20 protein-coding genes are annotated in these 22,606 nt (G+C 71.1%); 15 read left to right on the top strand and 5 right to left on the bottom strand.

The genetic code is table 11. From position 1 onward, the window contains the following. Nucleotides 1–10: 10 nt before the first annotated feature. Together OH804_RS25065 and OH804_RS25060 are read left to right on the top strand one after the other, a co-directional pair. On the top strand, nucleotides 11–679 hold the full coding sequence (locus OH804_RS25065; RefSeq protein WP_406059884.1) for a DUF305 domain-containing protein: 669 nt from the start codon (nucleotides 11–13) through the stop codon (nucleotides 677–679). Between the two features lie 24 nt (nucleotides 680–703). Next, entirely contained in the window at nucleotides 704–1,402 is a 699-nt protein-coding gene (locus OH804_RS25060) for a hypothetical protein (RefSeq protein ID WP_406059882.1), read from the top strand. Between the two features lie 57 nt (nucleotides 1,403–1,459). Here the strand turns inward: OH804_RS25060 and OH804_RS25055 are convergent, their stop codons facing one another. Next, nucleotides 1,460–2,020, bottom strand: coding sequence for a GNAT family N-acetyltransferase (locus OH804_RS25055; RefSeq protein ID WP_406059880.1), 561 nt, complete (start codon nucleotides 2,018–2,020; stop codon nucleotides 1,460–1,462). Nucleotides 2,021–2,101: 81 nt separating this feature from the next. Between OH804_RS25055 and OH804_RS25050 the strand changes: the two genes are divergently transcribed. The 10 genes from OH804_RS25050 (at nucleotide 2,102) to OH804_RS25005 (ending at nucleotide 14,338) form a co-directional block, all read left to right on the top strand. Further along, a complete protein-coding gene (locus OH804_RS25050; RefSeq protein WP_406059878.1) occupies nucleotides 2,102–2,812 on the top strand; it encodes a siderophore-interacting protein in 711 nt (236 codons plus the stop codon). Further along, nucleotides 2,809–4,095 (top strand): MFS transporter, encoded by a 1,287-nt coding sequence (locus OH804_RS25045; RefSeq protein ID WP_406059877.1) that lies wholly within the window; start codon nucleotides 2,809–2,811, stop codon nucleotides 4,093–4,095. The genes OH804_RS25050 and OH804_RS25045 overlap by 4 nt, the downstream gene beginning before the upstream one ends. Continuing rightward, nucleotides 4,092–5,591 (top strand): MFS transporter, encoded by a 1,500-nt coding sequence (locus tag OH804_RS25040; protein ID WP_406059875.1) that lies wholly within the window; start codon nucleotides 4,092–4,094, stop codon nucleotides 5,589–5,591. Before OH804_RS25045 ends, OH804_RS25040 begins: the two co-directional genes overlap by 4 nt. A 50-nt stretch (nucleotides 5,592–5,641) precedes the next feature. Continuing rightward, on the top strand, nucleotides 5,642–6,811 hold the full coding sequence (locus tag OH804_RS25035) for an acetyl-CoA carboxylase biotin carboxylase subunit family protein (protein WP_406066660.1): 1,170 nt from the start codon (nucleotides 5,642–5,644) through the stop codon (nucleotides 6,809–6,811). Then, a complete protein-coding gene (locus OH804_RS25030) occupies nucleotides 6,808–8,436 on the top strand; it encodes an IucA/IucC family protein (protein ID WP_406059873.1) in 1,629 nt (542 codons plus the stop codon). Before OH804_RS25035 ends, OH804_RS25030 begins: the two co-directional genes overlap by 4 nt. Further along, nucleotides 8,433–10,031 carry an IucA/IucC family protein gene (locus OH804_RS25025; protein ID WP_406059871.1) on the top strand — a complete coding sequence of 533 codons (1,599 nt, stop codon included), beginning with the start codon at nucleotides 8,433–8,435 and terminating at the stop codon, nucleotides 10,029–10,031. The genes OH804_RS25030 and OH804_RS25025 overlap by 4 nt, the downstream gene beginning before the upstream one ends. After that, nucleotides 10,028–11,173, top strand: coding sequence for an alanine racemase (locus OH804_RS25020; protein ID WP_196920866.1), 1,146 nt, complete (start codon nucleotides 10,028–10,030; stop codon nucleotides 11,171–11,173). The genes OH804_RS25025 and OH804_RS25020 overlap by 4 nt, the downstream gene beginning before the upstream one ends. Before the next feature lie 210 nt (nucleotides 11,174–11,383). Next, nucleotides 11,384–12,673, top strand: coding sequence for a cellulose binding domain-containing protein (locus tag OH804_RS25015; protein WP_196920867.1), 1,290 nt, complete (start codon nucleotides 11,384–11,386; stop codon nucleotides 12,671–12,673). A 46-nt stretch (nucleotides 12,674–12,719) separates the two neighbouring features. Continuing rightward, a complete protein-coding gene (locus tag OH804_RS25010) occupies nucleotides 12,720–13,739 on the top strand; it encodes an ABC transporter ATP-binding protein (protein ID WP_406059868.1) in 1,020 nt (339 codons plus the stop codon). After that, nucleotides 13,736–14,338, top strand: coding sequence for a hypothetical protein (locus tag OH804_RS25005; protein ID WP_406059866.1), 603 nt, complete (start codon nucleotides 13,736–13,738; stop codon nucleotides 14,336–14,338). The genes OH804_RS25010 and OH804_RS25005 overlap by 4 nt, the downstream gene beginning before the upstream one ends. A gap of 129 nt (nucleotides 14,339–14,467) precedes the next feature. On the opposite strand, the gene OH804_RS25000 is transcribed toward OH804_RS25005, so the two are convergent. Then, nucleotides 14,468–14,902: an SRPBCC family protein gene (locus OH804_RS25000; protein ID WP_307788577.1), complete on the bottom strand. Its 435-nt coding sequence runs from the start codon at nucleotides 14,900–14,902 to the stop codon at nucleotides 14,468–14,470. A gap of 20 nt (nucleotides 14,903–14,922) precedes the next feature. Further along, nucleotides 14,923–16,386: a multicopper oxidase family protein gene (locus tag OH804_RS24995; protein WP_406059864.1), complete on the bottom strand. Its 1,464-nt coding sequence runs from the start codon at nucleotides 16,384–16,386 to the stop codon at nucleotides 14,923–14,925. A 333-nt stretch (nucleotides 16,387–16,719) separates the two neighbouring features. Between OH804_RS24995 and OH804_RS24990 the strand changes: the two genes are divergently transcribed. From OH804_RS24990 to OH804_RS24980, 3 genes are all read left to right on the top strand, one after another. After that, nucleotides 16,720–17,799 carry a sensor histidine kinase gene (locus OH804_RS24990; RefSeq protein ID WP_406059862.1) on the top strand — a complete coding sequence of 360 codons (1,080 nt, stop codon included), beginning with the start codon at nucleotides 16,720–16,722 and terminating at the stop codon, nucleotides 17,797–17,799. Then, the gene (locus OH804_RS24985) at nucleotides 17,796–18,470 is read left to right on the top strand and encodes a response regulator (RefSeq protein WP_406059860.1); all 675 of its coding nucleotides are present in this window, start codon (nucleotides 17,796–17,798) and stop codon (nucleotides 18,468–18,470) included. Before OH804_RS24990 ends, OH804_RS24985 begins: the two co-directional genes overlap by 4 nt. Nucleotides 18,471–18,535: 65 nt before the next feature. Further along, entirely contained in the window at nucleotides 18,536–19,102 is a 567-nt protein-coding gene (locus OH804_RS24980; protein ID WP_406059858.1) for a PadR family transcriptional regulator, read from the top strand. A gap of 52 nt (nucleotides 19,103–19,154) precedes the next feature. Here OH804_RS24980 and OH804_RS24975 read toward each other — a convergent pair whose 3' ends face one another. After that, nucleotides 19,155–20,852, bottom strand: a complete 1,698-nt coding sequence (locus OH804_RS24975) for an MFS transporter (protein WP_196920873.1) — start codon at nucleotides 20,850–20,852, stop codon at nucleotides 19,155–19,157. Between the two features lie 162 nt (nucleotides 20,853–21,014). After that, complete coding sequence (locus tag OH804_RS24970) at nucleotides 21,015–22,553, bottom strand: aminotransferase class III-fold pyridoxal phosphate-dependent enzyme (RefSeq protein WP_196920874.1); 1,539 nt, start codon at nucleotides 22,551–22,553, stop codon at nucleotides 21,015–21,017. Nucleotides 22,554–22,606 lie beyond the last annotated feature (53 nt).

Raw genomic sequence — 22,606 nt, 5'->3', positions numbered from 1 at the left:
GGACGAACCGGTGGACGAGCAGTTCGTGGCAGAGCGCGCCGGCTCTCGCGTACGGACCGGGCGGCTGGTCGGCGTCGTCGCGACCCTGGTCGCCACCGCGTTGGCCGTCGGTCTCAGCCAGGGTTGGGGCCGCACCGACCAGGCACCCGTGGCCTCGTCGGCCACCGCCTCGTCGGCCGCCGCGGTGCCGACCGCGCCGGTAGTGCTCAACGCCACCGACGACGCCTTCGTCCAACTGCTGATCCCGATGAACGAGGGCGCGCTCGCGCTGATCGACCAGCTCGACACCCGCCCGGCGGCCGCTGATCCGTCGCTGCGGGCCCTCCTCGGCGAACTCCGCACGGCTCATCAGGCGGAGTTGCGGGACCTGCGGGGGCTGTTGGCCGCGGGCAACGTGCCGGAGCTGAACATCCACGAGGGGCATCAGATGCCCGGCATGGTCACCGATGTCACCCTCGCCGAGCTGCGTGCCGCGCCGGACGCCGAGGTGTCGTCCCGGGCGGCCGCCCTGATCCGGGCGCACCTCGCGCAGACAGTGGTGCTGTGCCGGGGTGAGCAGACCGCCGGGGGAAGCCCGGAGCTGAAGGCGCTCGCGGGCCGGATCCAGCAGGCGCGGGCCGCCGAGCTGAGCACGCTGGACGACCGGCCTGGCGCGCCCACCGCCGCGCCGGGCGGCTGACCATGCCCTCCAGAGGGCCGGCCGATGCGGACGTCTGACCTGCACGCCGACGTCCGTCCCCCGTCCCGGGCGTCCCGCCCCGCCCACCGTGCCGTCACCTCCGACGTCGTCCGCCCGGCCCGCCGCGCGACGCACCGGCCCCGGAGCGGAGCACCGCCCGACGCGCTCGCCTCGGTGCCGGCGGCAGGTTGGCGTGCTGGCCACCGTCGCGCCGCCGGCCGCGCCGCCGTCGTCGCCTCGATCCTGACGGTCGGTGTCGGGTGGCTGCTCGCGATCCTCGTCGCGCCGCACGTCACCCTCTCGCCGGGTGCGCGGATGGTCGCCCTCTTCTGCCACCTGACCTGCCTCGTGGTGGGCTTCGGCGCGGTGCTGACTGTGGACTGGTTCAGCCTGCGCTGGCTGCTGCGCCGGGAACCGCTCGGCACGGTGCTGACCGCCGCCCGCGGCGCGCACCTGCTCATCTGGCTGGGCCTGGTGGGTCTGCTCGCCAGTGGGGCCGCCCTCGGGCCGGACACGTCGTCCGGGCTGGTCTGGGTCAAGTTGTTGGCCGTGCTGGTGGTCGGCGTCAACGGGCTGTTTCTCGGCCGGGTCCGGGATCGACTCGTGGCAGTGCAGGGTCGCCCGCCCTGGTCGGCACTGCTCCCCGGTGTCGCCGCCGCGACGATCTCGCAGTTCGCCTGGTGGACCGCGACACTCGTCGGCTTCTGGAACGCCAACAGCTGACGGTCACCAACAGCTGACGGCCACCAACGGCCGACGGTCGCCGGCCGGGTCGGTGGGTCAGGCCGGCGTCGGGTGTCTCTGCGCGAACCGGGCGCGGGTCAGGAACGCGAGTTGGGCCCGCTTGTCCGGCATGTCGATCTCGGAGTCGAAGGTGAAGCCCTCGATCTCCAGTCGGCGCAGGGCGAGGTGGTTGCGGACGTCCGGCTCGACCACGATCCGCTGGGCGGCCGGGTCTCGGAACAGGAAGCGGGCAACGGCCGGGCCGACCGCGTTGGTGAGGCTGCGGGCGAGGCGTCGGTCGGGGCTGAGCAGCAGGTGCATCCCCACGTCGCCGGGCTGGACGGGGTAGCGCTCGCCGACCGGGTCCGCCTCGGGCTGATAGCTCTGAAAGAGGCCGACCGGCTCCCCGTCGACCATGATCAGGTACGCGTGGTGGGTGGGCAGACTGTCCACAAAGGCGTAGATCTCGCGTACCTCTTCGAGGGTGTGCGAACCCATGCCCCAGAAGGAGTTGCGGGGAAGGGTCACCCAACCGTGCAGGAGGGCGGCGTCCCGTTCCGGGTCCACGGCCACCAACGACAGCTCGCCGAGACCGGCGATCTTCTCCTGGTACGTCATCGGGCGCTGTCCTCTGTTCCATCCGGGGCGCAACTTAGGTTAACCTCCCCTAACCAAGGATGACCTTACCTGGAGGGGTGCGTGAAACGGAACTGGGAGGCCCTGGTCCTCAAGGCCATGGGAGGGCGGGACTTTCAGTTGACCGTCCTGAGCACCGAGTCGATCGACGGGCACTACCAGCGGCTCCTCCTGGACGGGGGCGGCCTGCTGGAGACGTGCGGGGTGCACCCCACGATGTGGATCCGGTTGTGGTTCGACAACGACGGGCGGGCACACCAGCGCGCGTACACGGTGGTGGACCCCGACCCGACCACCGGCCGCTTCACACTCGAATTCGCCATCCACGACGGCTGCGCGGCCCGGTGGGCCACCACGGCCAAGGTCGGCGACACCATCGGCGCGACAGTGCAGGGCAGCGCCTTCGAACTGCCCGACCCCGCGCCCGAGCACCTCTACCTCGTCGGTGACGCGGCCTCTCTGCCCGCGGTGAACAGCCTGCTCGACGCCGGTGCCGACATCCCGGCGACGGTCTGGCTGGAGTACGCCCACGAGGGCGAGAAGGCGCTCGCGCTGCGGGCCCGGGCACACCACGACGTCACCTGGGTGCCACGGCGCGACGAGGGTCAGCACCTCGTCGACACCGTCTGCGCGGCAGTGCCGACCAGCGGTACGGGCCACTACTGGGTGGCCTGCGAGGCGGCCACCACCCGGGGCATCACCCGACACCTCCGCAAGACGCTGGGCGTCGACAAGGACCGGTTGACCTCCCTCGGCTACTGGAAAGCGGCATGAAGGGCCGGCTCGGCACCCTGACCGCGCTGTACGTCACCCAGTACCTCGGCGTCGGCTTCATCACCGTCGGGCTCACGGCCATCCTGCGCGACGGTGGCACCTCGCTGGACACGCTGGCGCTGCTGCAGATCGTCGGCCTGATCTGGCCCATCAAGTTCCTCTGGGCGCCGATCCTCGACCGGTGGGGCTCACGGCACCGCGGCCACTACCGCTCCTGGTTGCTGGTGCTCCAGACCGCCCTGGTGCTGGCCCTGCTGGCGTTGCTGCCGTTCGCCAGCACGGCCGACGCGCTCGGCCCGATCATCGCGATCTGCGCCGCGTACGTGTTCTTCTCGGCCACCCAGGACATCGCCGTGGACGCCGTCGCGGTCCGCATGCTCGCCGACTCGGCCCGGGGGACCGGCAACGGCATCCAGGTCGCCGCGAGCTACCTCGGCAACCTGCTCGGTGGCGGCGCCTGCGTCCTGGTCTACGACCAGTTCGGCTGGGCGCCGGCGATCGGCCTGCTGGTCGCGATGACGGCGGTCGGCCTGCTGGTGGTGTGGCGGTTCCAGGAGCCTCCCCGTACCGATCGGGTGGAACGGGTCGGCGCCGCCTACCGGGCGCTGCTGTCGGTGTTCGGCCAGCCGGGCTGCCGGTGGTGGACGTTCGGTGTGGTGCCGCTGGTCTACGTCGGCGCGGGCATGGCGTACGCCCTGGTCACTCCGGCGCTCGTCGACGCCGGCTGGTCGTTGGGTCGGATCGGCGTCGTCACCGGTGTGGTGACCAGCGCCCCGGCCATCGTGGCGGGCCTGGTCGCGGGTCTCGGGATCGGGCGGTTCGGGCGCGGTGGCGTGCTCGTGGTCGGCGGCGTCGCGCTCACCGTGTCGACGTTGCTGCTGCTGCCGCTGATGAACGGTCAGGCGCCGCTGGGCGGGACTGTCGCCGCGCTCTGCTGCTTCATGGTGGCGTACACCATCGCCAACGTCGTGCTCTACACGGTCAACATGGACTACTCGCGGCCGGACACCGGTGGCACGGACTTCACGGTCCTGTCGTCGTTCGGTCTGGTCTGCTCGTTCGTGGCGGCGTCCATCGGTCTCGCGGCGGCCGACCGGATCGGCTACCCGGCGGTCGCGGTCGCGGCCATCGTGCTGGTGGCGGCCGGCGTCGCTCTCGGCCTCGTCCACCAGCGGAGGTTCCCGCACCGGCCCGGCCCCGCGGCTGGCTCGCCGGCCGATCAGCCCACCGCCGGCTCGCCGGCCGATCAGCCCGCAGTGGACGGCGTCAAGGCGGTGGCGTGACCACTGTCCAGCCGGCCACCGACACCGCGGCATCGGCCCGACTGCCACAGCGATGGCTCATTCTGGCCGTGCTGTGCGTCGCGCAGTTGGTGGTGGTGCTGGACAACACGGTGCTGACAGTGGCGGTGCCGGTGCTCACCACCGAGTTGGGCGCCAGCACCGCCGAGGTGCAGTGGATGATCAACGCGTACGCGTTGGTGCTGTCCGGGTTGTTGCTCACCGCCGGTAGCGCCGCCGACCGGTACGGTCGCCGCCGGATGTTGCTCGCCGGGCTGGTCCTGTTCGGGGTCGGCTCGCTGGCCGCCGGGCTCGCCAGTACCAGCGGGCAACTGATCGCCGCGCGGGCCGGGATGGGGGTCGGTGGGGCGCTGCTGGTCACCGCGACGCTCGCGGTCGCGATGCAGGTCTTCGATGCCGCCGAGCGGTCCCGGGCGATCGGCGTCTGGGCGGCCACCAGCGCGTTGGGCTTCGCCGTCGGGCCACCCATCGGCGGCACGATCCTCGCGCACCTGCCGTGGGGTGCGATCTTCCTGATGAACGTGCCGATCGTGCTGGTCTGCCTGCTCGTCGCTCGCGCGCTGGTCCCGGAGTCCCGCGGGCCGGCCGGCGGGCGACTCGACGTGCTGGGCGCCGTGCTCTCCACCGCCGGCCTGACAGCGGTCGTCTGGGCGATCATTTCCGGGCCGGAGCGTGGCTGGGCGTCGACCGAGGTGGTTGGCGCGGCGACCGTCGGCGTACTCCTGCTCGGGATCTTCGTGTGGTGGGAGCGACGGATCGCGCACCCGATGCTGGACATGCGCTTCTTCCGGGACCGGCGCTTCGTCGGTGCGATCTCCGGCGTCGTGCTGATCACGTTCGGCGCCACCGGAGCGCTGTTCCTGCTCACCCAGCACCTCCAGTTCGTCAGGGGTTATCCCGCCTGGGAGGCCGGTCTGCGGATGGCGCCCTTCGCGCTCTCCATCGTGCTGCTCAACGTCAGTGGCGTCGTCGCGAGCGTGATCCGTCGGCTCGGCCTGGCGATCGCCATCGCCGTCGGCATGACGCTGCTCGCGGCTGGTCTCGCGCTGGTCACCCTCTTTCCGTCCGACGGGTACGGGGTGCTGCTGGCCGGGCTGCTCGTCATGGGTGTCGGTTGCGCGCTGGCCAACCCGGCCATCGTCGAGGCGGTGATGAGCGCGATCCCGACGGCGAAGGCCGGCGCGGGCGCGGGTGTCGACGGCACCATGACCGAGGTCGGCAGCAGCCTCGGCATCGCGGTGCTGGGTGCCGTGCTGAACGCCCGGTTCGCGGCGCTGCTGCCGGCGGCTCTGGCCGGTGCCGGATCGTTTCCCGCGGCTCTCGCAGCCGCCCGCGAGGGAGCCGAACGGGAGGCGGTGACTGTCGCCTTCGCCTCGGCGTTGGAGACGGGGCAGTTGGTGGGCGCGGCTGCGGTGATGATCGGTGGCCTGGTGGCCGCCCTGTTGCTGCACCGGGCAGACCGCACCAAATCCGTCTAATAAGGGTAGGCTACCCTAATAGTGACATCGTGGTAGTCGACGGAGGCGGCATGCGGCTCTACCTGACCGCGCTCAACCCCACCGACGCCGTCCTGGACGGGTTTCTCCCGGCGGCGGCGTCACTCGGGCTGTCGACCACAGTGCTGACCGACCGGCCGGGCGAATGGCCGGCGGAGGTGCGGGTGGCGCGGTGCGAGGTCCGTGACCCGGCCGCTGTGGTCGCGGCGGCGGCACCCACCCGACCGGTGGCGCTACTGTCCAACAGCGACCATCTCCAGGAGGCCACCGCGATCGCCGCCCGAAAGCTCGGTCTGCCCGGCAAGGACCCGGACACCGCGCGTCTCTGCAAGGACAAGGCCGCGGCCCGCCGGGCGATCGCCGCTGCGGGCCTCGATCTGGTAGGCACCGTCACAGTCGAACCCGGCGCCGCGCCGGAGGTGCCGACCCTGATGTTTCCGGCGGTGGTCAAACCCCGCGAGGGAGTGGCCAGTGAGGATGCCTACCTGGTGGCCGACCACGCCGAGTTGGTCGCCCGGGTCGCCGAGATCCGTGGCCGGCGGCCCGACGTGGCCCTGGTGGTCGAGGAGTACCTCGACGGCGAGCTGCGCACCTTCGAGACCCTCGGCGACGGCACCGAACTGGCCTCCCTCGGCGGGTGGCGCACCGGCCTCGGCCCGCCGCCGACCTTCACCGAGGAAAGTCTCGACTGGTCGCCCCCGGGGGAGCAGGCGCGCACCCAGCTGCGGGCGCGGCTCGACGCGCTCGGGGTCGGCTTCGGCGCCTGCCACACCGAATACGTCGTCTCCGACGGCCGGGTCCGGCTCATCGAGGTGAACTACCGCCTCATCGGCGACCGGATGGACCTGATCCTCGCCGACCTGTTCGGTGTGCCGTTGTTCGAGTACGTCATCCGGCTGCACCTCGGCGAGCCGCTGGCCGCCCTCGGCCTGCCCGACACCGTGGACCGATACGCCCGGGTGGAGTACGTCTGCGCGGACCGGTCTGGCCGTCTCGTCGCCGCACCGGGCCCTCTGGACACCGCCCACGGCGATGTCCGGCTGGGCTGCCGTCCGCTGCGCGAGGTGGGCCGCACCGCCGAGTACACCGGCACGAACCGCGACTACCTCGCCGTGCTGCACGGGATCGGCCCCGACGAGAGCACCGTCCGGCAGTCGCTGGCGGCCCTCCGCAGTGGCCTCCAGTGGACCATCGTCGAGTGAGCGACGACTGCGAGCGGGAGGTCTTCGCCCGGGTGCTCGACGCCCTGCTACGCGAGGACCACCTCGGGCTGCGCAGCGCCGGCCGACCGGACGGGCCCGACTGGTGGCAGGTGCCGCACCCCGCCGGCCTGCTGCGCATTCCGGTCCGGGCGGACGGGTTCCAGCAGGCCCTGCGCACCGCCGCGCCGATGGTGCTGCTGGTGGTCGGCGCCGGCGACGTGCGGCGTACGGAGACGCTGGACGGGCTGTTGACGCTGCTCGCCCCGCGCGGCAACGCCGAGGCGGAGGCCGGCTGGCGGGACTTCGCCGTCGAGTGCCACGCCGACCTGCGGGCCCGACGGCTCGCCGCCCGCAACCGGGCGCGGGTGCTCACCGAGGTGGCCGCCGAGCGCGCGCACGCCCCGACCGGCCTGCCGGGGGCGCTGCTGGACGACGTGCTCGCCGCCCACCAGGGCCACCCCGTCTACCCCACCGACCGGTGCCGGCACGGTCTGCGCGACGACGAACTGCTCCGGTACGCCCCGGAGCACGCCCCCCGTTTCGCGCTGCGCTGGTACGCCGCCCCGGCCGAGGACGTCCGGCTCGCGGGCGAGCTGCCAGCGTGGTGGCCGCGCGCGCCACGACCGGATCAGCTGCTGCTGCCGGCCCATCCGATCACAGTGGCCCGCGACGCGCTCCCGTTGGTCGACCTGCCGGTGACCCCGGTGCGCCCCACCCTCTCCATGCGGACGGTGGCGCTCGACGACGACCCGTACCTGCATCTCAAGCTGCCGCTGCCGACCGCGAGTCTCGGCGCGCGCAACCGACGCACGCTGCAACCGGGTTCACTCGCCGACGGCGCGGCAGTCGCCGCACTGCTCGACCGGATCGCCACCGCCGAACCCAGCTTCGCCGGTCGGATCCGGCACGCCGACGAGAGCACCTGGGCGCACGTCGACGGCGACGAGCGCCGCGGTTTCCTGCTCCGCCGATTTCCGCGTGACCTGGCCGGCGTCCAGGTGGTGCCGGTCGCGGCCCTCGCCGCCGCCGACCCGGTGGCGGGCACCGTCCTCGAACGGATCAGCCCGCAGCGGCCGGTCCAACTGCTGGAGTCCTATCTGGACCTGCTGCTCGACTGGCACGTCTTCCTCTGGCTCCGCCACGGAGTCGCCCTTGAGGCGCACCCGCAGAACATCCACCTGCTGGTGCGCCCGGACGACACTGTCGGCCTGCTCTACAAGGACAACGACGGCGCCCGGCTCGACCCGCGGCACGACGGCCCGAACGGGCTCACAGTGCACGACGACCGGATGTGGGCGCGCGACCCACACGAGCTGGCCGACGTGTTCACCACCATCACCCTGCACCTGGCCGCCGCCGCACCCCTGGTCGCCCTGGCTGCCCGAGGACTGCCCGTGCCGACACCCGCCGAGGCGCTGGTGCCCCGGCTCGCCGCCGCCCGCGACCGGTGGGGCGACGGACCGGCGGTGCGGACCTTCACCGAGCGGGTCCTGAACGCCACCCAGCTGCCCATCAAGGCGATGCTCACCGCCGGCACCCTGCTGCCCAAACAGCGGCTGGGCTGCACCGACATCAACAAGTACTACCTGCGTACCGGCCCGAACTACCTGCGGGAGACACGATGACGAGCGCCCAGTTGCGCTCCCGGCCGGCCAGCGGCACCGGTCAGCGCGCCGACCTGGCCGCCGCCCACGCCGTCTTCGGCTGCCTGCTGCGCGAGCTGGCCCCGCCGGACGGCGCCCCGACAGTGGTCGACGGCGCCGTACGGCTGCTGCTGCCGCACCTCGACGTCACGGTGCGCTGCGAGGTCGCGCGAACCTCGCCGCTCGGCGCGCACCGCTACACCGGCCCGGTCCAACGCAACACCGGCGGCGGACGGTGGGAAGACCTGGACGCCGACGGGTTGGCCGCCCTGGTCGCGGCGGAGCTCACCACACGTACCGGACAGGCCAACGACGAGTTCGTCGAGCAGGTCCGGGCCAGCCGCGACACAGTGGCCCGGCTACTGGCCGACCGACCGGCCGAGGACCCGACCCCCACCGGTGAGCCCGCCATCGACGCGTACGTCGACTCCGAACAGTCGCTGGTCTTCGGCCACCCGCACCACCCCACCCCGAAGTGGCGCAGCGGTGACCCGGACAGCTGGCGGGCGTACGCGCCGGAGCTGCGCACCGCGTTCCGGCTGCACTGGCTCGCCGTACCGGACGACCTGACCGCCGACGCCGGACCGTTCGATCCGCTGGTGGCCGCCCTCGACCCACCGCGGCCCCCGCGTGGGCACCGCGTCCTGCCGGTGCACCCCTGGCAGCTGTCGCTGATCCCGCCCACCCACCCACGGCTGCGCCACCTGGGGGCGGCCGGTGTGCCGGTACGGCCCACGGCGAGCGTCCGTACCCTCTACGCCCCCGAGGCCGACCTGTTCGTGAAGACCAGCCTCCACGTGCGCATCACCAACTGCCTGCGCAAGAACGCCCGCTACGAACTCACCGGCGCTGTGGCGCTGACCGATCTGCTGGCCCGGGTGCCGCTGCCGGACGGGGTGCGGCTGCTCGCCGAGCCCGCCTACCGCACTGTCGACGTCCCCGGCCCGGACGAGGCGTACGGGACGATCCTGCGTGGCGGTCTGCGCCCGCACCTGCGTCCCGGCGACACCCCGGTGCTGGCAGCGGCGCTGGCCGCGGCCCCGCTGGTGACACCGGATCCGGTGGCCTGGTGGCGCGCGTACGTCGGCCTGCTGGTGCCGGCGGTGCTGCGCAGTTGGCTCGGCCACGGCGTCGTGCACGAGGCGCACCTGCAGAACGTGGTCGTCGTGCTCGACCGGGACCGGCGCCCGGTACGCATGCTGCTGCGCGACCTGGAGGGGGTGAAGCTGGACGCCGACCGGTGGGGCGCCTGGCCGGACGGTGTCCCGGCGCAGGTCCGCTACGGTCCCCGGGCCTCCCACCGCCGAATCGTCTACTGCCTGTTCGTCAACCACCTCGGTGGGATCAGCGGCGCCCTCGCCGACGCGCGGCCGGGAGTCGAACGGCGGCTGTGGCAGGAGCTGCGTGCGGTCGTCGAGTCGGTGGCCGCCGACCTCGGTGACCCGGCCGAGCTGCGCGCGCTGCTGACCGGGGAGCCGCTGCTGGCCAAGGCGAACCTGCTGGTCCGGTGGCGGCGCGACGCCGACCGGGCCGCACCCTTCGTGCCGGTACCGAACCCCATGGGTGGGCCACGATGACCCGACCGGTCTACGTCCACGACCTCGACGCGCTGGCCGGGCAGGCCCGAGCCATCCGGGCGGCGCTGCCCCGGCCGGTCGAGCTGCTGTACGCGGTCAAGGCCAACCCGGATCCCGGTGTGCTGCGAACCCTCGCCCCGATCGTCGACGGGTTCGAGGCCGCCAGCCGGGGCGAGCTGAGAAGGCTGGCCGAGGTGCTGCCGGGGCGGGCGCCGGCCGCGTACGCCGGGCCGGGCAAGACCGACGCGGACCTCGCCGCCGCTCTCGCCGCCGGGGTGCGCCGCATCCACGTCGAGTCACCCACCGAACTGGCGCGACTCGGCGCGCTGGCCACCGCGGCGGGCCGGTCGGCCCAGGTGCTGCTGCGGGTGAACCTGCCGGTCGACGCGCCGGGCGCGAGCCTGGTCATGGGCGGTGGACCCAGCCCGTTCGGCATGGACCCGGCCGACGCGGTGGCGTGCGCACGCCGCCCGCCCGCCGGCATCGACGTACGCGGAATCCACGCCCACCTGGCCAGTGGGTTGGACGCACCGCTCGCCGCGACTGTTGCCGCCGCCGTCGTCGAGTGGGCGGCGGCCGAGGTCGACGCCGCCGAGGTCGACGTGGGCGGGGGCATGACCGTCGACTACACCGACCCGGACGCGCGGTTCGACTGGGAGGGCTACGGCCGGGCCCTGGCGGACGTCCTGGACCGGCATCCGGGAGTGCGGCTGCGCATCGAGCCGGGCCGGTCGGTCACCGCCCACTGCGGGGCGTACCTCACCGAGGTCGTCGACGTGAAGCGCTCCTACGGCGAGTGGTTCGTGGTGGTGGCCGGCGGGACGCACCACCTGCGGACGCCGGCGGCGAAGGGGCACGCGCAGCCGTTCACAGTGCACCCGCGACGCGGTGCCGGCGGCCCCCGCACCGACGGCGGGCCGGTCACAGTGGTCGGGCAACTCTGCACCCCGAAGGACGTGTTGTCCCGCTCGGCCACCGCCGGGCCGATCGGCGTGGGTGACGTGTTGGCGTTCGCCATGGCCGGCGCGTACGCCTGGAACATCAGCCACCGTGACTTCCTGCTGCACGAACCGCCGCACTTCCGTACCGGTGACCTGCACAAAGTGGCCGCCGAGTGGGCGGCCCGGCCGCTCGGGGGGTGAGCCCGGGAGGCTCGATCGGCTCGGTGTGTTATCGATAACATGCTATCTTTCGACCGGGAGTGAAGGGCACGCTCCCGGTCACCCGAGCCGGCCGGCGAAGACGCGCCGAGGGCCCCACCCTCCCGCCGCCTTCCCCGTCGGTGACCAGTCCGGGCCCCCGTCGACGCCAGGCGACCGTTGTTGGTCGCCGAACGGCAAGGAGCCCAAGCAATGCTGAGACGTAGGTTCTTCCTCCCATCCATCGCGGCCGCGGCGCTTCTCCTCGCGGCCACCACCGGCGGCGCGCTGAGCGGCGGCTTCGGTGCCACGGCGGCGGCCGCCGACTACGGCACCCTCGCGGCGACCGCCGGCTGCGGCAAGGCCCCCACACTCGCCAGCGGGACGCGCACGATTCAGAGCAGCGGCCAGAGCCGCACGTACAACCTGCGGATCCCGGACGGGTACGACCGGAACCGCCCCTACCGACTGATCTTCGGCTTCCACTGGTTGAACGGCTCGGCCAACAACGTCACCTCGGCCGGCTACTACGGGCTCCAGCCACTGTCGAACAACAGCACCATCTTCGTCGCTCCGCAGGGTCTCAACGCCGGCTGGGCCAACACCAACGGTCGCGACCTGACCCTGTTCGACGACATCTCCCGGCAGATCGAGAACGACCTCTGCGTCGACACCACCCAGCGCTTCGCCCTGGGCTGGAGCTACGGCGGGGCCATGAGTTACGCGGTGGCCTGCGCCCGGCCCACGATCATCCGAGCGGTCACCGTCATCTCCGGCGCGAACCTCAGCGGATGCAACGGGGGCACTCAGCCCGTCGCCTACTTCGGCATCCACGGCATCTACGACAGCGTGCTGAACATCTCCCAGGGTCGGCAGCTGCGCGACACGTTCGTGCGGAACAACGGCTGCACCGCGCAGAGCCCGCGCGAACCGAGCCGGGGCAGCCTCACCCACATCACCACCGCGTACGCGGGATGCCGGGCCGGCTACCCGGTGCAGTGGGCGGCGTTCGACGGGGACCACACCCCCAGCCCGGTCGACGGGTCGGGCAGCCCCAACGACTCCCGGACCTGGACCTCGGGTGAGATCTGGCGGTTCTTCAGCCAGTTCGAGTCGACCACGCCACCGACGACTCCGCCGCCGACCGACCCGCCGCCCACGGATCCGCCGCCGACCACCCCGCCGCCGACCGGCGAGCCCGGCACCTGCACCGCCACCTACCGGACGCTCAACACCTGGCCCGGCGGCTTCCAGGCCGAGGTGACAGTGGCCAACAACTCCACCGCGGCCTTGAACGGCTGGACCGTCGGTCTGACCCTGGCCAGTGGTCAGGCCATCAGCAGCCTCTGGAGCGGCACCAACACGGGCACCACCGGCAGTGTCACAGTCAGGAACGCCGCCTACAACGGCACTGTCGGCCCGAACGCCTCGACCAACTTCGGTTTCACCGCCACGGGCAACGGTGCCACGGCACCCAGCAACGTCACCTGCACCAGCCCCTGAGTTCGCCAGCACATGGGCCCGGAGCCGACCGGCTCCGGGCCCATGGGTGACGCGGGTGCCGCGACTCCGTGAGATCGTCATGGATTCGGGAGGGCTGCTTCGTGTAGAAGAGAGGCTTGATCGCCGCACCGGGCAGGCCGTCGCAGCCAACGGGCCCATTGACCCCTCACGAAGGTCTTCACCAGCGATGATACAAGCAATTGAATTGACGAAGTCCTATGGCCGCGTGCACGCGGTGAACGGGGTCAGCTTCGAGGCGCGGCCCGGTCGGGTCACCGGCTTCCTCGGGCTCAACGGGTCTGGCAAGACCACGACCCTCCGGATGCTTCTCGGGCTGACACGTCCGACCTCCGGTGAGGCACGCATCAATCACCGGCGGTTCCGCGACCTGAAGCACCCGTCGAAGGAGGTCGGCGCCGTCCTCGAACAGGGAATCAGCCATCCCGGTCAGTCCGGCCGAGCGCATCTGGTCTCCCAGGCGCTCATCGTCGGTGCGAGCCGGTCACGGGTCGACGCACTGCTCGACGAGGTTGATCTCGCGCAGGCGGCTGGTCAGCGCACCGGCCAGTACTCGCTGGGCATGCGGCAGCGGCTGGCGGTTGCCACCGCCCTGCTGTGTGACCCACCGGTACTCGTGCTGGACGAGCCGGCGAACGGCCTCGACCCCGAGGGTGTGGCGTGGATTCGCGCTCTGCTGCGCAACCACGCCAACCGGGGAGGCACTGTCCTGCTGTCGAGCCACCTGCTCGCTGAGCTGGCCCATCTCATCGACGACGTCGTGATCATCGTCAAGGGGCGGGTCACGTGCGAGGCGCCGCTCGCCAGCCTGTACGACAACGTGGCCTCCCGTCTGCGGATCCGCAGCCGTGATCAGCGGCGGTTGTGGCAGGTGTTGGAGAGCGCCGGCGGGCGTGTCACCAGGAATGGTGATGTTCTGGAGGTGGTGGGCCTGACGTCCGAGGATGTCGGCGAGATTGCCTTCCAGGCGCGGGTGCCGCTGCACGAACTGACCGTCGACCCACCGGACCTGGAGCAGATCTTCCTCACCATGGCGGCCGCTCGATGATCTCGATCCTCCGCAGCGACCTCTACCGAACCGCGACCATCCGGTCGAGCTCGATCTCGCTGGCCGTGCTCGTCCTGCTGGGCCTGCTCCTCGGAGCGGTGAACATCGACGCCTGGGCCCTGTTGGCCGGCATGGGCGCGTTCGGGTTCGCCGCGATGGTGGTGGCGCAGCACTACCAGCACCGCACGGCCTTCCTGCTCTACCTCTCGCAACCCAGGCGGATGGTGGTGCTCGGTGGACAACTGGCGGCGGCCATCGTCGTGGCCACCGCCTTCGTCGCCACCAGCGGCCTCGCCGTTCTGATCCGGGGTGAGTCAGGGCCGTACAAGGACCTGCTGACGGTGGTGCCGATCATGGCGATCCTCGCTGCCTCCTGCGCGTCCATCGTCCGGCGGTCGACGTGGCTCCTGCTCGGCAGTGCGGGCTGGTTCGTCTTCGTCGAGGGTCTGATCGGCAGGTTGAAGCTGCCACTGCCGTTCACGTCGCTCATCAGCGCCGGCACCGGCGACACCCGCGGCCTCCTGATCGCCTCCCTGTGGGCCGGCGTGGCCGTCGTCGTGGCAAGCCTCAGCATCGGGCGTGACCTGACGGGCGACTAGTTCGACCGGGCAACCACTGGTGGTTCGCGTCGAGCCCGGCCCGGCCCGGCCCACGCCGAGCGGCGGCGCATGCCCGAGGCCCTGACCAGCGGTGAGCTGGTCAAGGCCTCGGTGCTCGTCTGCGCGCGACTAGCTTTCGCCCTCGAGCAGGTCGCGGAGGGCGTCCAGGGCGGCGATCTCCTCCTCGAACGTCTTGCCGACGACCGGGCCGAGGAAGCGGGACAGCCCGCTCGGCTGCCACGCCAGCTTCAGGGTGAGCTGGGTCCCGCCGCCATCGGTCGGCCGGAGCGTGTACTCACCCTGGGTGCGTACCACGCTGCCGGTGGCCTGGAAGGCCAGACGTCGACCCGGCTCGAACCCGGTCACCTCGTAGTCGGCCGGGATGCGGCTCCCACCGGGGCCCTTGAGTCCCTGTCTGTAGCGAGCGCCGACCCCCTCGCCGGAGACGCGCGCGACGTCGAGCACGTTGGGACGCCAGCGCGCGTCGTTCTCGCCGCGGGCGAGAAAGGCGAAGACGTCGTCGGGGGTCCGTCCGATCTGCACTGTCTTCTCTGCCGAGGGCACAAGAAACCTTTCTCCGGAGGTCAGGGAACGATCTTCATCTGTGCCATCATCCCACTCGCGGAGTGGTCGATCATGTGGCAATGGTAGACATACCGGCCAAGGTACGGCCCGAACGTCGCCTGGAGTCGGACCGTCTCGCCCGGCCCCACCGAGACGGTGTCCTTCACTCCGGCCTCTCCCGGTGCCGGCGGCTGGCCGTTGCGGTCCAGCACCCGGAACTGGACCAGGTGGGGGTGGAAGTTGTGCGGGATGCCGAAGAGCGTGTCGCCGTTGGTCACCGTCCACACCTCGGTCGTGTTGCGCTTGATCTCGGTGTCTACCCGGTCGGCGTCGAACTGCTGCCCGTTGATGAGGAACTGCCCGGTCGACGGGTTGAAGTTGAGCGTGAACGCCCGCTCCTTGGTGGCCGCCGGCAGCGCGGGGATGGTGCTCAGCCGGTCGGGCACCCGGCTGGTGTCGGCGGCGGCCCGGTTGACGTCGAAACGCAGCACCGGCCCGGCCACGGCGTCGTCGAGGAAGACCTGGCTGCCGACCGGGAACGCACGGAAGTCGACGACGATCTCGATCCGCTCGCCGGGTGTGAGGCTCCACGAGCGGATCGGCGTCGGCCCGGTGAGGAGCCCGCCGTCGCTCGCGATCTGGGTGACCTCGGCGTCGTTGCCGAGCCGCAGGGTGAACGTGCGGAGGTTGGACGCGTTGGCGAAGCGCAGCCGGTACTTGCGGGCGGCCACCTGGAAGTAGGGCTGCGGCTTGCCGTTGACGAGGATCGTGTTGCGGAACTGGAAGTCGTCGTGTTCGAAGACCAGGCTCGCGTCTTCGGCGAACCGCGCGTCGCGCAGCATGATCGGGATGTCGTAGTTGCCGGACGGCAACCGGAGTTCGGCCTGGGCCGGGTCGTCGATCAGGAAGAAGCCGGCGAGCCCGCGGAACACGTGCTCGGCCTCCATGTGATGGGCATGGTCGTGGTACCAGAGCGTGGCGGCCCGCTGCTTGTTGGGATAGCTGTAGAGCCGGCTCCTACCCGGGTCGAGCACGTCGGTCGGGAACCCGTCGCTGCTCGACGGTGTGTGGCCTCCGTGCACGTGTACCGCGGTCGGCATGTCGAGGTGGTTGCTGTGCGCGATGACCGCGAGCCGGCCCGTCTTGACCCGGAACGTCGGGCCGGGAAACTGCCCGTCATACGTCAACACTTCGGTACGCGTCCCGGGCAGAATCTCCACTTGAGCCTTACGGGTGGAAACGACGTAGAAGTCGGTGTTGGCTACCGAGGCGATCGGCTGTTGTACGGGTGGTATCGGCATCCGGACAGCGAATGGGGCGGTGACGGCCGCGACGTGTGCCGCCTTTCCGTGGTCGGTGTGGGTGCCGTGGGCCGGCGCCGCGGACGGGGTGGAACCGCGCGCCGCCGCCGCCGCGGTGGCCGTGACCAGCGCGGCTGCTCCCGCGGTGGCGCCGGCCTTCATGACGTTGCGTCTGCTCACCATTGGTCGCTCCACTCCTGGTGGTCGAGGTCTCGGGTGAACTGTCAGGGAGGCACCTCGACGCGCAGTCGAAAACTGGTCGCGACCAAATGTGGATTTCACCTTAAGTTTTGGTGTGACTACCAAAAGCTAAGCTTCGATGCTTCCAACGGTGCGCGGTGAGACCGTAGACTCGTGCGAGTAGTCGGCCGTGACAACTCGTAGAAGGCCGATCCGATCTGAGTGCTTTGTCGCCCACGACGGGGGGAGTCGGCGACACGGCGGGCAGCCGGCGCTGGGGAGAGCCGCGCGAGCCCGCACCTGGGGAGCAATAGGGCACACACCGGGGGATCCGCAATGGTTGCTGGGAAAAACGATGCGCTGCGGAGGACCGCTGCCGAGGTCCTCGAATGCAGGCGTCAACCGATTCTTGCCGCCTACCGTCAGCGTCTTGCCGCTGCGAGTGACGACTTCGCTGGGGCCGCTGACCTGATCGACAGCTACCCGACGCAGGCCGACGCCCTGCTCCGGGAGACGATGGCCGAGATTTGTCGCGAGACCAACAATCCACTGTCGACACCACCGCCGGCGGTGTCCACCGAGGGCGTCGAGCTCCATCCACGCGAGTGCTTCCGCGCGGTCGTCGCGCTGGCCGACATCGTGTTGGCCGACGTGCTGGAGCAGCTGGGTGGCCAGCCCGACCAGGGCGTGATCCTGGCGTTGGTCGCCGACGCGCTCACCCGCACGACACTGACCCGGCTGCTCGACGCGAGTTCGCGCTACGCCGCCGGCCTGATGAACGAGGTCCACCAGGCGCAGATCGCCGAGCGTTCCCTGATCGCGCGCGAGCTGCACGATCGGCTGGGCCACAGCCTCAGCGCGGCGTACCGCAACCTGGAGGCCCACGAGCTCGCCCAGGAACGGCGCCACGACGACGTCGACCGCCGGGTGGTCATCGCCCGCGAGTCGCTCCACGACGCGGTCGGCTATCTGCGGGTGCTCATCGCCGACCTTCGGCTCTCTCAGCCGCTCGGGTCACTCGACGAGGCGCTGGCCAACTTCCTGTCGACTGTCGAGACGGGCGAGACACGTCTGCACACCGAGATCAACGGCGACGAGTCGTGGGTGCCGCCCGAGGTGCTCGACGAGGTCTTCCTGGTCGTCCGTGAAGCGCTGCGCAACGCGGTCGCCCACGCCGGCGCTCGAGTGATCCACGCGGTCATCGACATCACCCCGCACGAGTTGCGGGCGACAGTCGCCGACGACGGGGTGGGCTTCGATCCCGCGACGGTGCGCGACGGCTCCGGCCTGCGCGCGATGGCTGAGCGCGCGGCCGTCGTCGGCGGTCGCCTCGCGGTGCGCGCGACGGGCGACCACGGCGCTTCGGTCGAGCTCGTCGTGCCGCTGCTCGCCGTCGAGGCGGGGGTCGGCCGGTGACCCTCACGATGATCGAGCCGACCCGCATCGTGTTGGTCGACGACCACGTCGTGGTGCGCGACGGCCTCCGGGAGATCCTCGACGCCCAGCGCGACCTCGTGGTCGTCGGCGAGGCCGGCGACAGCGGCGCCGCGATCAACGAGATCCGAATCCGCCAGCCCGACATCGTGCTGCTCGACGTGCAGATCCCCGGCGACGGGGTGACCACCACGGTCCGCCGGATCCGCGACGTGGCGCCGGCGAGCCGGGTCATCATCCTCAGCATGTTCGACGGCCCGACGCTGTTGCGCGAGTTGTTGACCCTCGGCATCTGCGGCTACCTGCTGAAGAACTCGACCCGCCAGGAGTTGGTGGCGGCGATCCGCGGCGCCCGCGCCGATGACGCGCCGGTGATGCTGGCGGTGTCGCGGGAGAGCCTGACCCAGGTGCAGGGGCCGGTGCACAGCACACTGTCGGACCGTGAGCGGGAGGTCCTGCAACTGGTCGGTCAGGCGATGAGCAACGCCCAGATCGCCGGTCGGCTCTGCCTGTCGGAGGCGACGGTCAAGCGCCACCTGCGCAACATCTTCGCCAAACTCGGTGCGGTTTCCCGGATCGACGCGGTCAACAGGGCCATCGCGGCCTCGCTGATCGTCCTGCCGAGGCTCTGCGATCCGACCTTTCACGGATAGCGGGCCGCTCAAGGATTGCTCTGGGTAACTTGCCCGCAAACGGGCACTCGTGTTGGACTAATGCCGTGAATAGCACTCGCCTGTTCGTACTCGGAGCGCTCGCGCGCGGGGGGCCCATGCATGGGCACCAGATCCGCCGGGCGGCCCAGGTCGACCGTACCGAGCTGTGGAGCGACGTCAAGCCGGGGTCGCTCTACGGTGCGCTGCACCGGATGCAGGTCGAGGGCGTCATCGAGGCGGTCCGGACCGAGCAGGAGGGCAACCGGCCGGCCCGCACGATCTACGCGCTCACCTCGGCCGGCGCGGCGGAGCTGATCGAGCACCGTGACGAGGCGCTGCGTGACACCAGGCTCCGGCACGACCCTGTCGATCTGGCCCTGCAGAACGTGATCGACCTCGGCGAAGACGAGCTGCGCGTGATCATCGTGGCGCGCCGGAAGGCCCTCGCCGCGCAGCTCGACTCGTGGCTCGCGCTCCGAGAGCTGGCGGCGCCGCACATCCGCGGTCTGGAGTGGACGACCTTCCGTCATACCGAGCTCCGACTCCGTACCGAGCTCGCCTGGCACGACGAGCTGCTCGACCAGTTGCCCAAGCTGATGGCCAATCAACCGACATCGATGACCACCTCGTGACGGTGCCAGCCCCGGCCCCGGTGGCATCCCCGGGGCCAGGGCTGGCGGCATGTCACTTCGCGGGCTCGGGCTGGCTGGTCACGTTCCAATCGGGCTTGCTTGCCTCGGCCCAGGGCTCTTCGGGTCGACGGGGCAGCAGGTAGACGAGAAGGAACGTGAGGATCACGCCAACCAGGACGGCGCCGACCGTCCACTGGACCGCCCGGTTGAAGTTGGTCTCCAGCGCCCTCGTGGCCGCGCTGTCGAAGGCCGCGCCGACCGCACCCGGTGCCGAGTCCTCGCAGCCGGGCGGCGTGGCCGTCGGATCCGACGCGCGTGACTGACGGATGAAACAGTCGGCGAAGGTGGTCGTCGCCGCGCTCGCCTGCGCCGGCGGCAGGCCCGCGGCGACAAGTGAGGCCTGGAGCTCAGGGCTCGCCTTCTCCGCGGCCGTCGCCGAGTAGGAGCCGAGCGTCCCGAATAGGACCACGCCGGCCACCGCGACGCCGATCGCCTGGCCGAGACGCTGGGCGGTGCCGAGCACACCGCTGGCCGCGCCCGCGTCCTGCCAAGGTACGCCGGCCAGCACGATCTCGACGCTCGGCGCGATCACCAGGCCCGAGCCGAAGCCGGCGAAGAGCAGGGCCGGCAGTAGTTCCAGGCCGGAGCCCCACCAGTGGATCGTCGCGATGATGCCCACCATGCCGACGATCACGATGCCCGCGCCGAGCATCAGGACGCCGCGACCGAGCGCACGGGCGACGTTGTCGGAGATGGCCGCGCCGACCAGCGTGCCGAACGAGAACGGCAGCAGGATGAGGCCCGTCGTCAGGGCGGACTTCTCCAGGCCGATCTGCAGGTGAAGCGAGAGCGCGAAGAGCAGGCCGATGAAGCCAGCGAAGTAGCAGAGGCTGATGCCGACGCCGGCGGAGAACGAGCGGTGGGCGAAGAGGCGCATGCTGACCAGCGGGACCTGGGCGCGTCGGGCGCGGCGCAACTCCCACACTGCGAAGACGGCCAGCGCGGGCAGCGCCGCCGCCATCGAGACGAACGTCCAGGCCGGCCAACCCAGGCGCTGGCCCTCGACCAGGGGGACGGCCAGCAGCAGAACGGCGGCCGAGACGAGCAGCATGCCGATCACGTCGAGGCCACCGCGGCGGCCTCGCGACTCGGGCACCAGGATCAGCGCGGCGACGAACGTGGCCAGTCCGATCGGCACGTTCAGCAGGAACACCGGTCGCCAGTCCCAGCCGTTGAGGTCCCACGCGATCAGCAGGCCGCCGAGGAGCGGGCCGCTGGCGGTCGCGATGCCGCCGATCGCGCCGTAGATCCCGTAGGCCTTGCCGGTCTCCTTCGCCGGGAAGGTGGTCTGGATGAGCGCCAGCACCGGCGGGTTGAGGATGCCGGCCATCATGCCCTGCACGACCTGGAACGCGATCAGTTGGCCGGGTGTGTCCGCGAGTGCCGACGCCGCCGACGCGAGCGTGAACCCCGCGACGCCGATGAGGAACAGCTTGCGGTGGCCGAAACGGTCGCCGATCCGGCCGGCGGGGATGAGCAACAGGCCGTAGCCGAGCGCGTAGCCGGCGATGACCCACTCCATGGCCGTGTAGGTCGACTGGAGGTCGCGCTGGATCGGCGCGACCGCCACATTGACGATCGTCGTCGCCAGCAGAATCATGAACGCCCCGGCCAGAATGACGGCCAGGATCAGCCATCGGCGCGGATTGGGTGGGGCGGCGCTGCGTTCGTCGGTCCAGCTCTCCGTCATCGTGTTCCTCCTGGTGTCGGACGGGGGTCGACAGCGGACCCACCCTTCGACTACACGCCGTCGCGTACGATTAGTCAAGTACGGCTATTTGCGTATGACCTGTACGGCACATGAGGAGGGCCCGGGTCAGAAGCTGACCCGGGCCCGGTGACGCAGAGGCGGCTACGACCAGTTGGAGGAAGCCGATCCCCACTCGGAGGAACCGGAGCCCCACGAGGACGTCTCCGGCCACGCCAGGTCAAAGGGGAAGTCGTTGGCGCGCAGCTCCAGCGTGCTCTCCAGCACGGCGTCGGTCAGCCGGTCGACGTCGGCGTCGCTGTGGGCGCCGCCGGCGAAGAACATCGGCATGCCGAGCGTGTAGATGCCGCGCTTGCGCAGCAGCAGCGTGAGGATGAACGTCGCGGGGTTGAGTGCCCGCGAGTAGACCCGGTAGTCGGTGTAGGAGTCTTCCGGGAGGAACTGGAAGCACCCGATGTAGTCGCCGAACCCGACCATGCGCAGCGGGATGCCCTCGGCCGCCCGGAACGCGGCCAGCCGCGCCTGGACCCGGTCGACCTTGGCCCGCAGGTCGGTGTAGTACGCCGGTCCCTTGTCGCGGAGCAGCTGGAGGGTGGCCAACGACGCCGCCACCGACAGGTAGTTGCCGGTGTGGCTGCCCTGTAGGCCGGTCTTCTGGCCGAAGTCGGTCCACGACTGCCCGCTGGTCTGCGAGATGTCGAGGATGTCAGCGCGACCACCGATTGCCGACAGCGGCAGCCCGAGCCCGCTGATCACCTTGCCGTAGGTGACGAGGTCGGTCGGGATGTCGAACTTCTGCGCGGCGCCGCCGAGCCCCGAACGGAAGCCCGTCAGCACCTCGTCGAGGATGACCGGCACCCCGAGCCGCTGGGCGGCCACCGCCACCTCGCGGATCATCGGGATCGTCGTCTCCTCGAACGGGAACGACGAAGCGGCCGGCTCAGCGAGGATGCAGGCCAGCTCGCCCGCGTGGCGCTCGATCAACTCGACAGCGAGCGCTGTGTCGTTGGGCAGGATCAGAAGGTCGCGCGGCTCGGCCGGTGTGACGCCGGCGAACGCCGAGACCAGCGGAATCCCGTCCTTGCCGATCTCCGGGAACGGCACCGCGGGATGCCCGTGGTACCAGGGCGCGGTGTTGTGGACGGCCAGATCGTGTGACCCGTGCAGGGTGCCCTCGAACTTGGCGACCATCCGCCGTCCGGTGAACGCACGGCAGAGCCGAATCGCCGACTGGGTGGCACCCGTACCCGAGTGTTGGAACGCGAACTTCTCGTTGTGCGGGACGATCTCCCGCAGCAGCGTCGCGAGCTCCAACTCCAACGCGTTGGTGTAGCCGTTGCCGGTGCCCTTGCCGAGACGCTCGCGGACGAAGTCGACGACCGGGGCCGGGTTGTGACCGTGCAGCGCCTGGGCCCCGTACCCCATGTGGCAGTCGAGGTAGTCGTTGCCGTCGATGTCGGTCAACGTCGATCCGCTCGCGGTGGCGGCGATGACCGGAAACGGCGGCGCCTGGAACGGCCAGAACACGTGCGCGGCGGCGTCGACCGCCCTCAGTTGCTCGACGTGCGCGGCCGAGGCACCCTGGCGCGCGCCGATCTCGCCGAACAGCTCGTAGACCCACTTCTGCTGCATGAGGTCCTGAATGACCTCGATCGCTCCGCGCTCCTGGTGGCTGGCGCCCATCGTGTCCCCTTCGCATGGCGGCCGTGACAGGCGCAGCCTGCGCCGGCCCACTC

The organism is Micromonospora sp. NBC_00860 (genome assembly GCF_045207375.1).
Taxonomy (GTDB): domain Bacteria; phylum Actinomycetota; class Actinomycetes; order Mycobacteriales; family Micromonosporaceae; genus Micromonospora; species Micromonospora vinacea.
The sequence above is the reverse complement of the archived record's forward strand: the minus strand, read 5'-3'. Positions and strand labels throughout refer to the sequence as shown.

Excerpts from the sequence above, each read along its gene's own strand:
- OH804_RS25060 (WP_406059882.1), top strand. The coding sequence starts at position 704 with ATGCGGACGTCTGACCTGCACGCCGACGTCCGTCCCCCGTCCCGGGCG.
- OH804_RS25055 (WP_406059880.1), bottom strand. The coding sequence starts at position 2,020 with ATGACGTACCAGGAGAAGATCGCCGGTCTCGGCGAGCTGTCGTTGGTG.
- OH804_RS25045 (WP_406059877.1), top strand. The coding sequence starts at position 2,809 with ATGAAGGGCCGGCTCGGCACCCTGACCGCGCTGTACGTCACCCAGTAC.
- OH804_RS25035 (WP_406066660.1), top strand. The coding sequence starts at position 5,642 with ATGCGGCTCTACCTGACCGCGCTCAACCCCACCGACGCCGTCCTGGAC.
- OH804_RS25025 (WP_406059871.1), top strand. The coding sequence starts at position 8,433 with ATGACGAGCGCCCAGTTGCGCTCCCGGCCGGCCAGCGGCACCGGTCAG.
- OH804_RS25020 (WP_196920866.1), top strand. The coding sequence starts at position 10,028 with ATGACCCGACCGGTCTACGTCCACGACCTCGACGCGCTGGCCGGGCAG.
- OH804_RS25015 (WP_196920867.1), top strand. The coding sequence starts at position 11,384 with ATGCTGAGACGTAGGTTCTTCCTCCCATCCATCGCGGCCGCGGCGCTT.
- OH804_RS25005 (WP_406059866.1), top strand. The coding sequence starts at position 13,736 with ATGATCTCGATCCTCCGCAGCGACCTCTACCGAACCGCGACCATCCGG.
- OH804_RS24995 (WP_406059864.1), bottom strand. The coding sequence starts at position 16,386 with ATGGTGAGCAGACGCAACGTCATGAAGGCCGGCGCCACCGCGGGAGCA.
- OH804_RS24990 (WP_406059862.1), top strand. The coding sequence starts at position 16,720 with ATGGTTGCTGGGAAAAACGATGCGCTGCGGAGGACCGCTGCCGAGGTC.
- OH804_RS24975 (WP_196920873.1), bottom strand. The coding sequence starts at position 20,852 with ATGACGGAGAGCTGGACCGACGAACGCAGCGCCGCCCCACCCAATCCG.
- OH804_RS24970 (WP_196920874.1), bottom strand. The coding sequence starts at position 22,553 with ATGGGCGCCAGCCACCAGGAGCGCGGAGCGATCGAGGTCATTCAGGAC.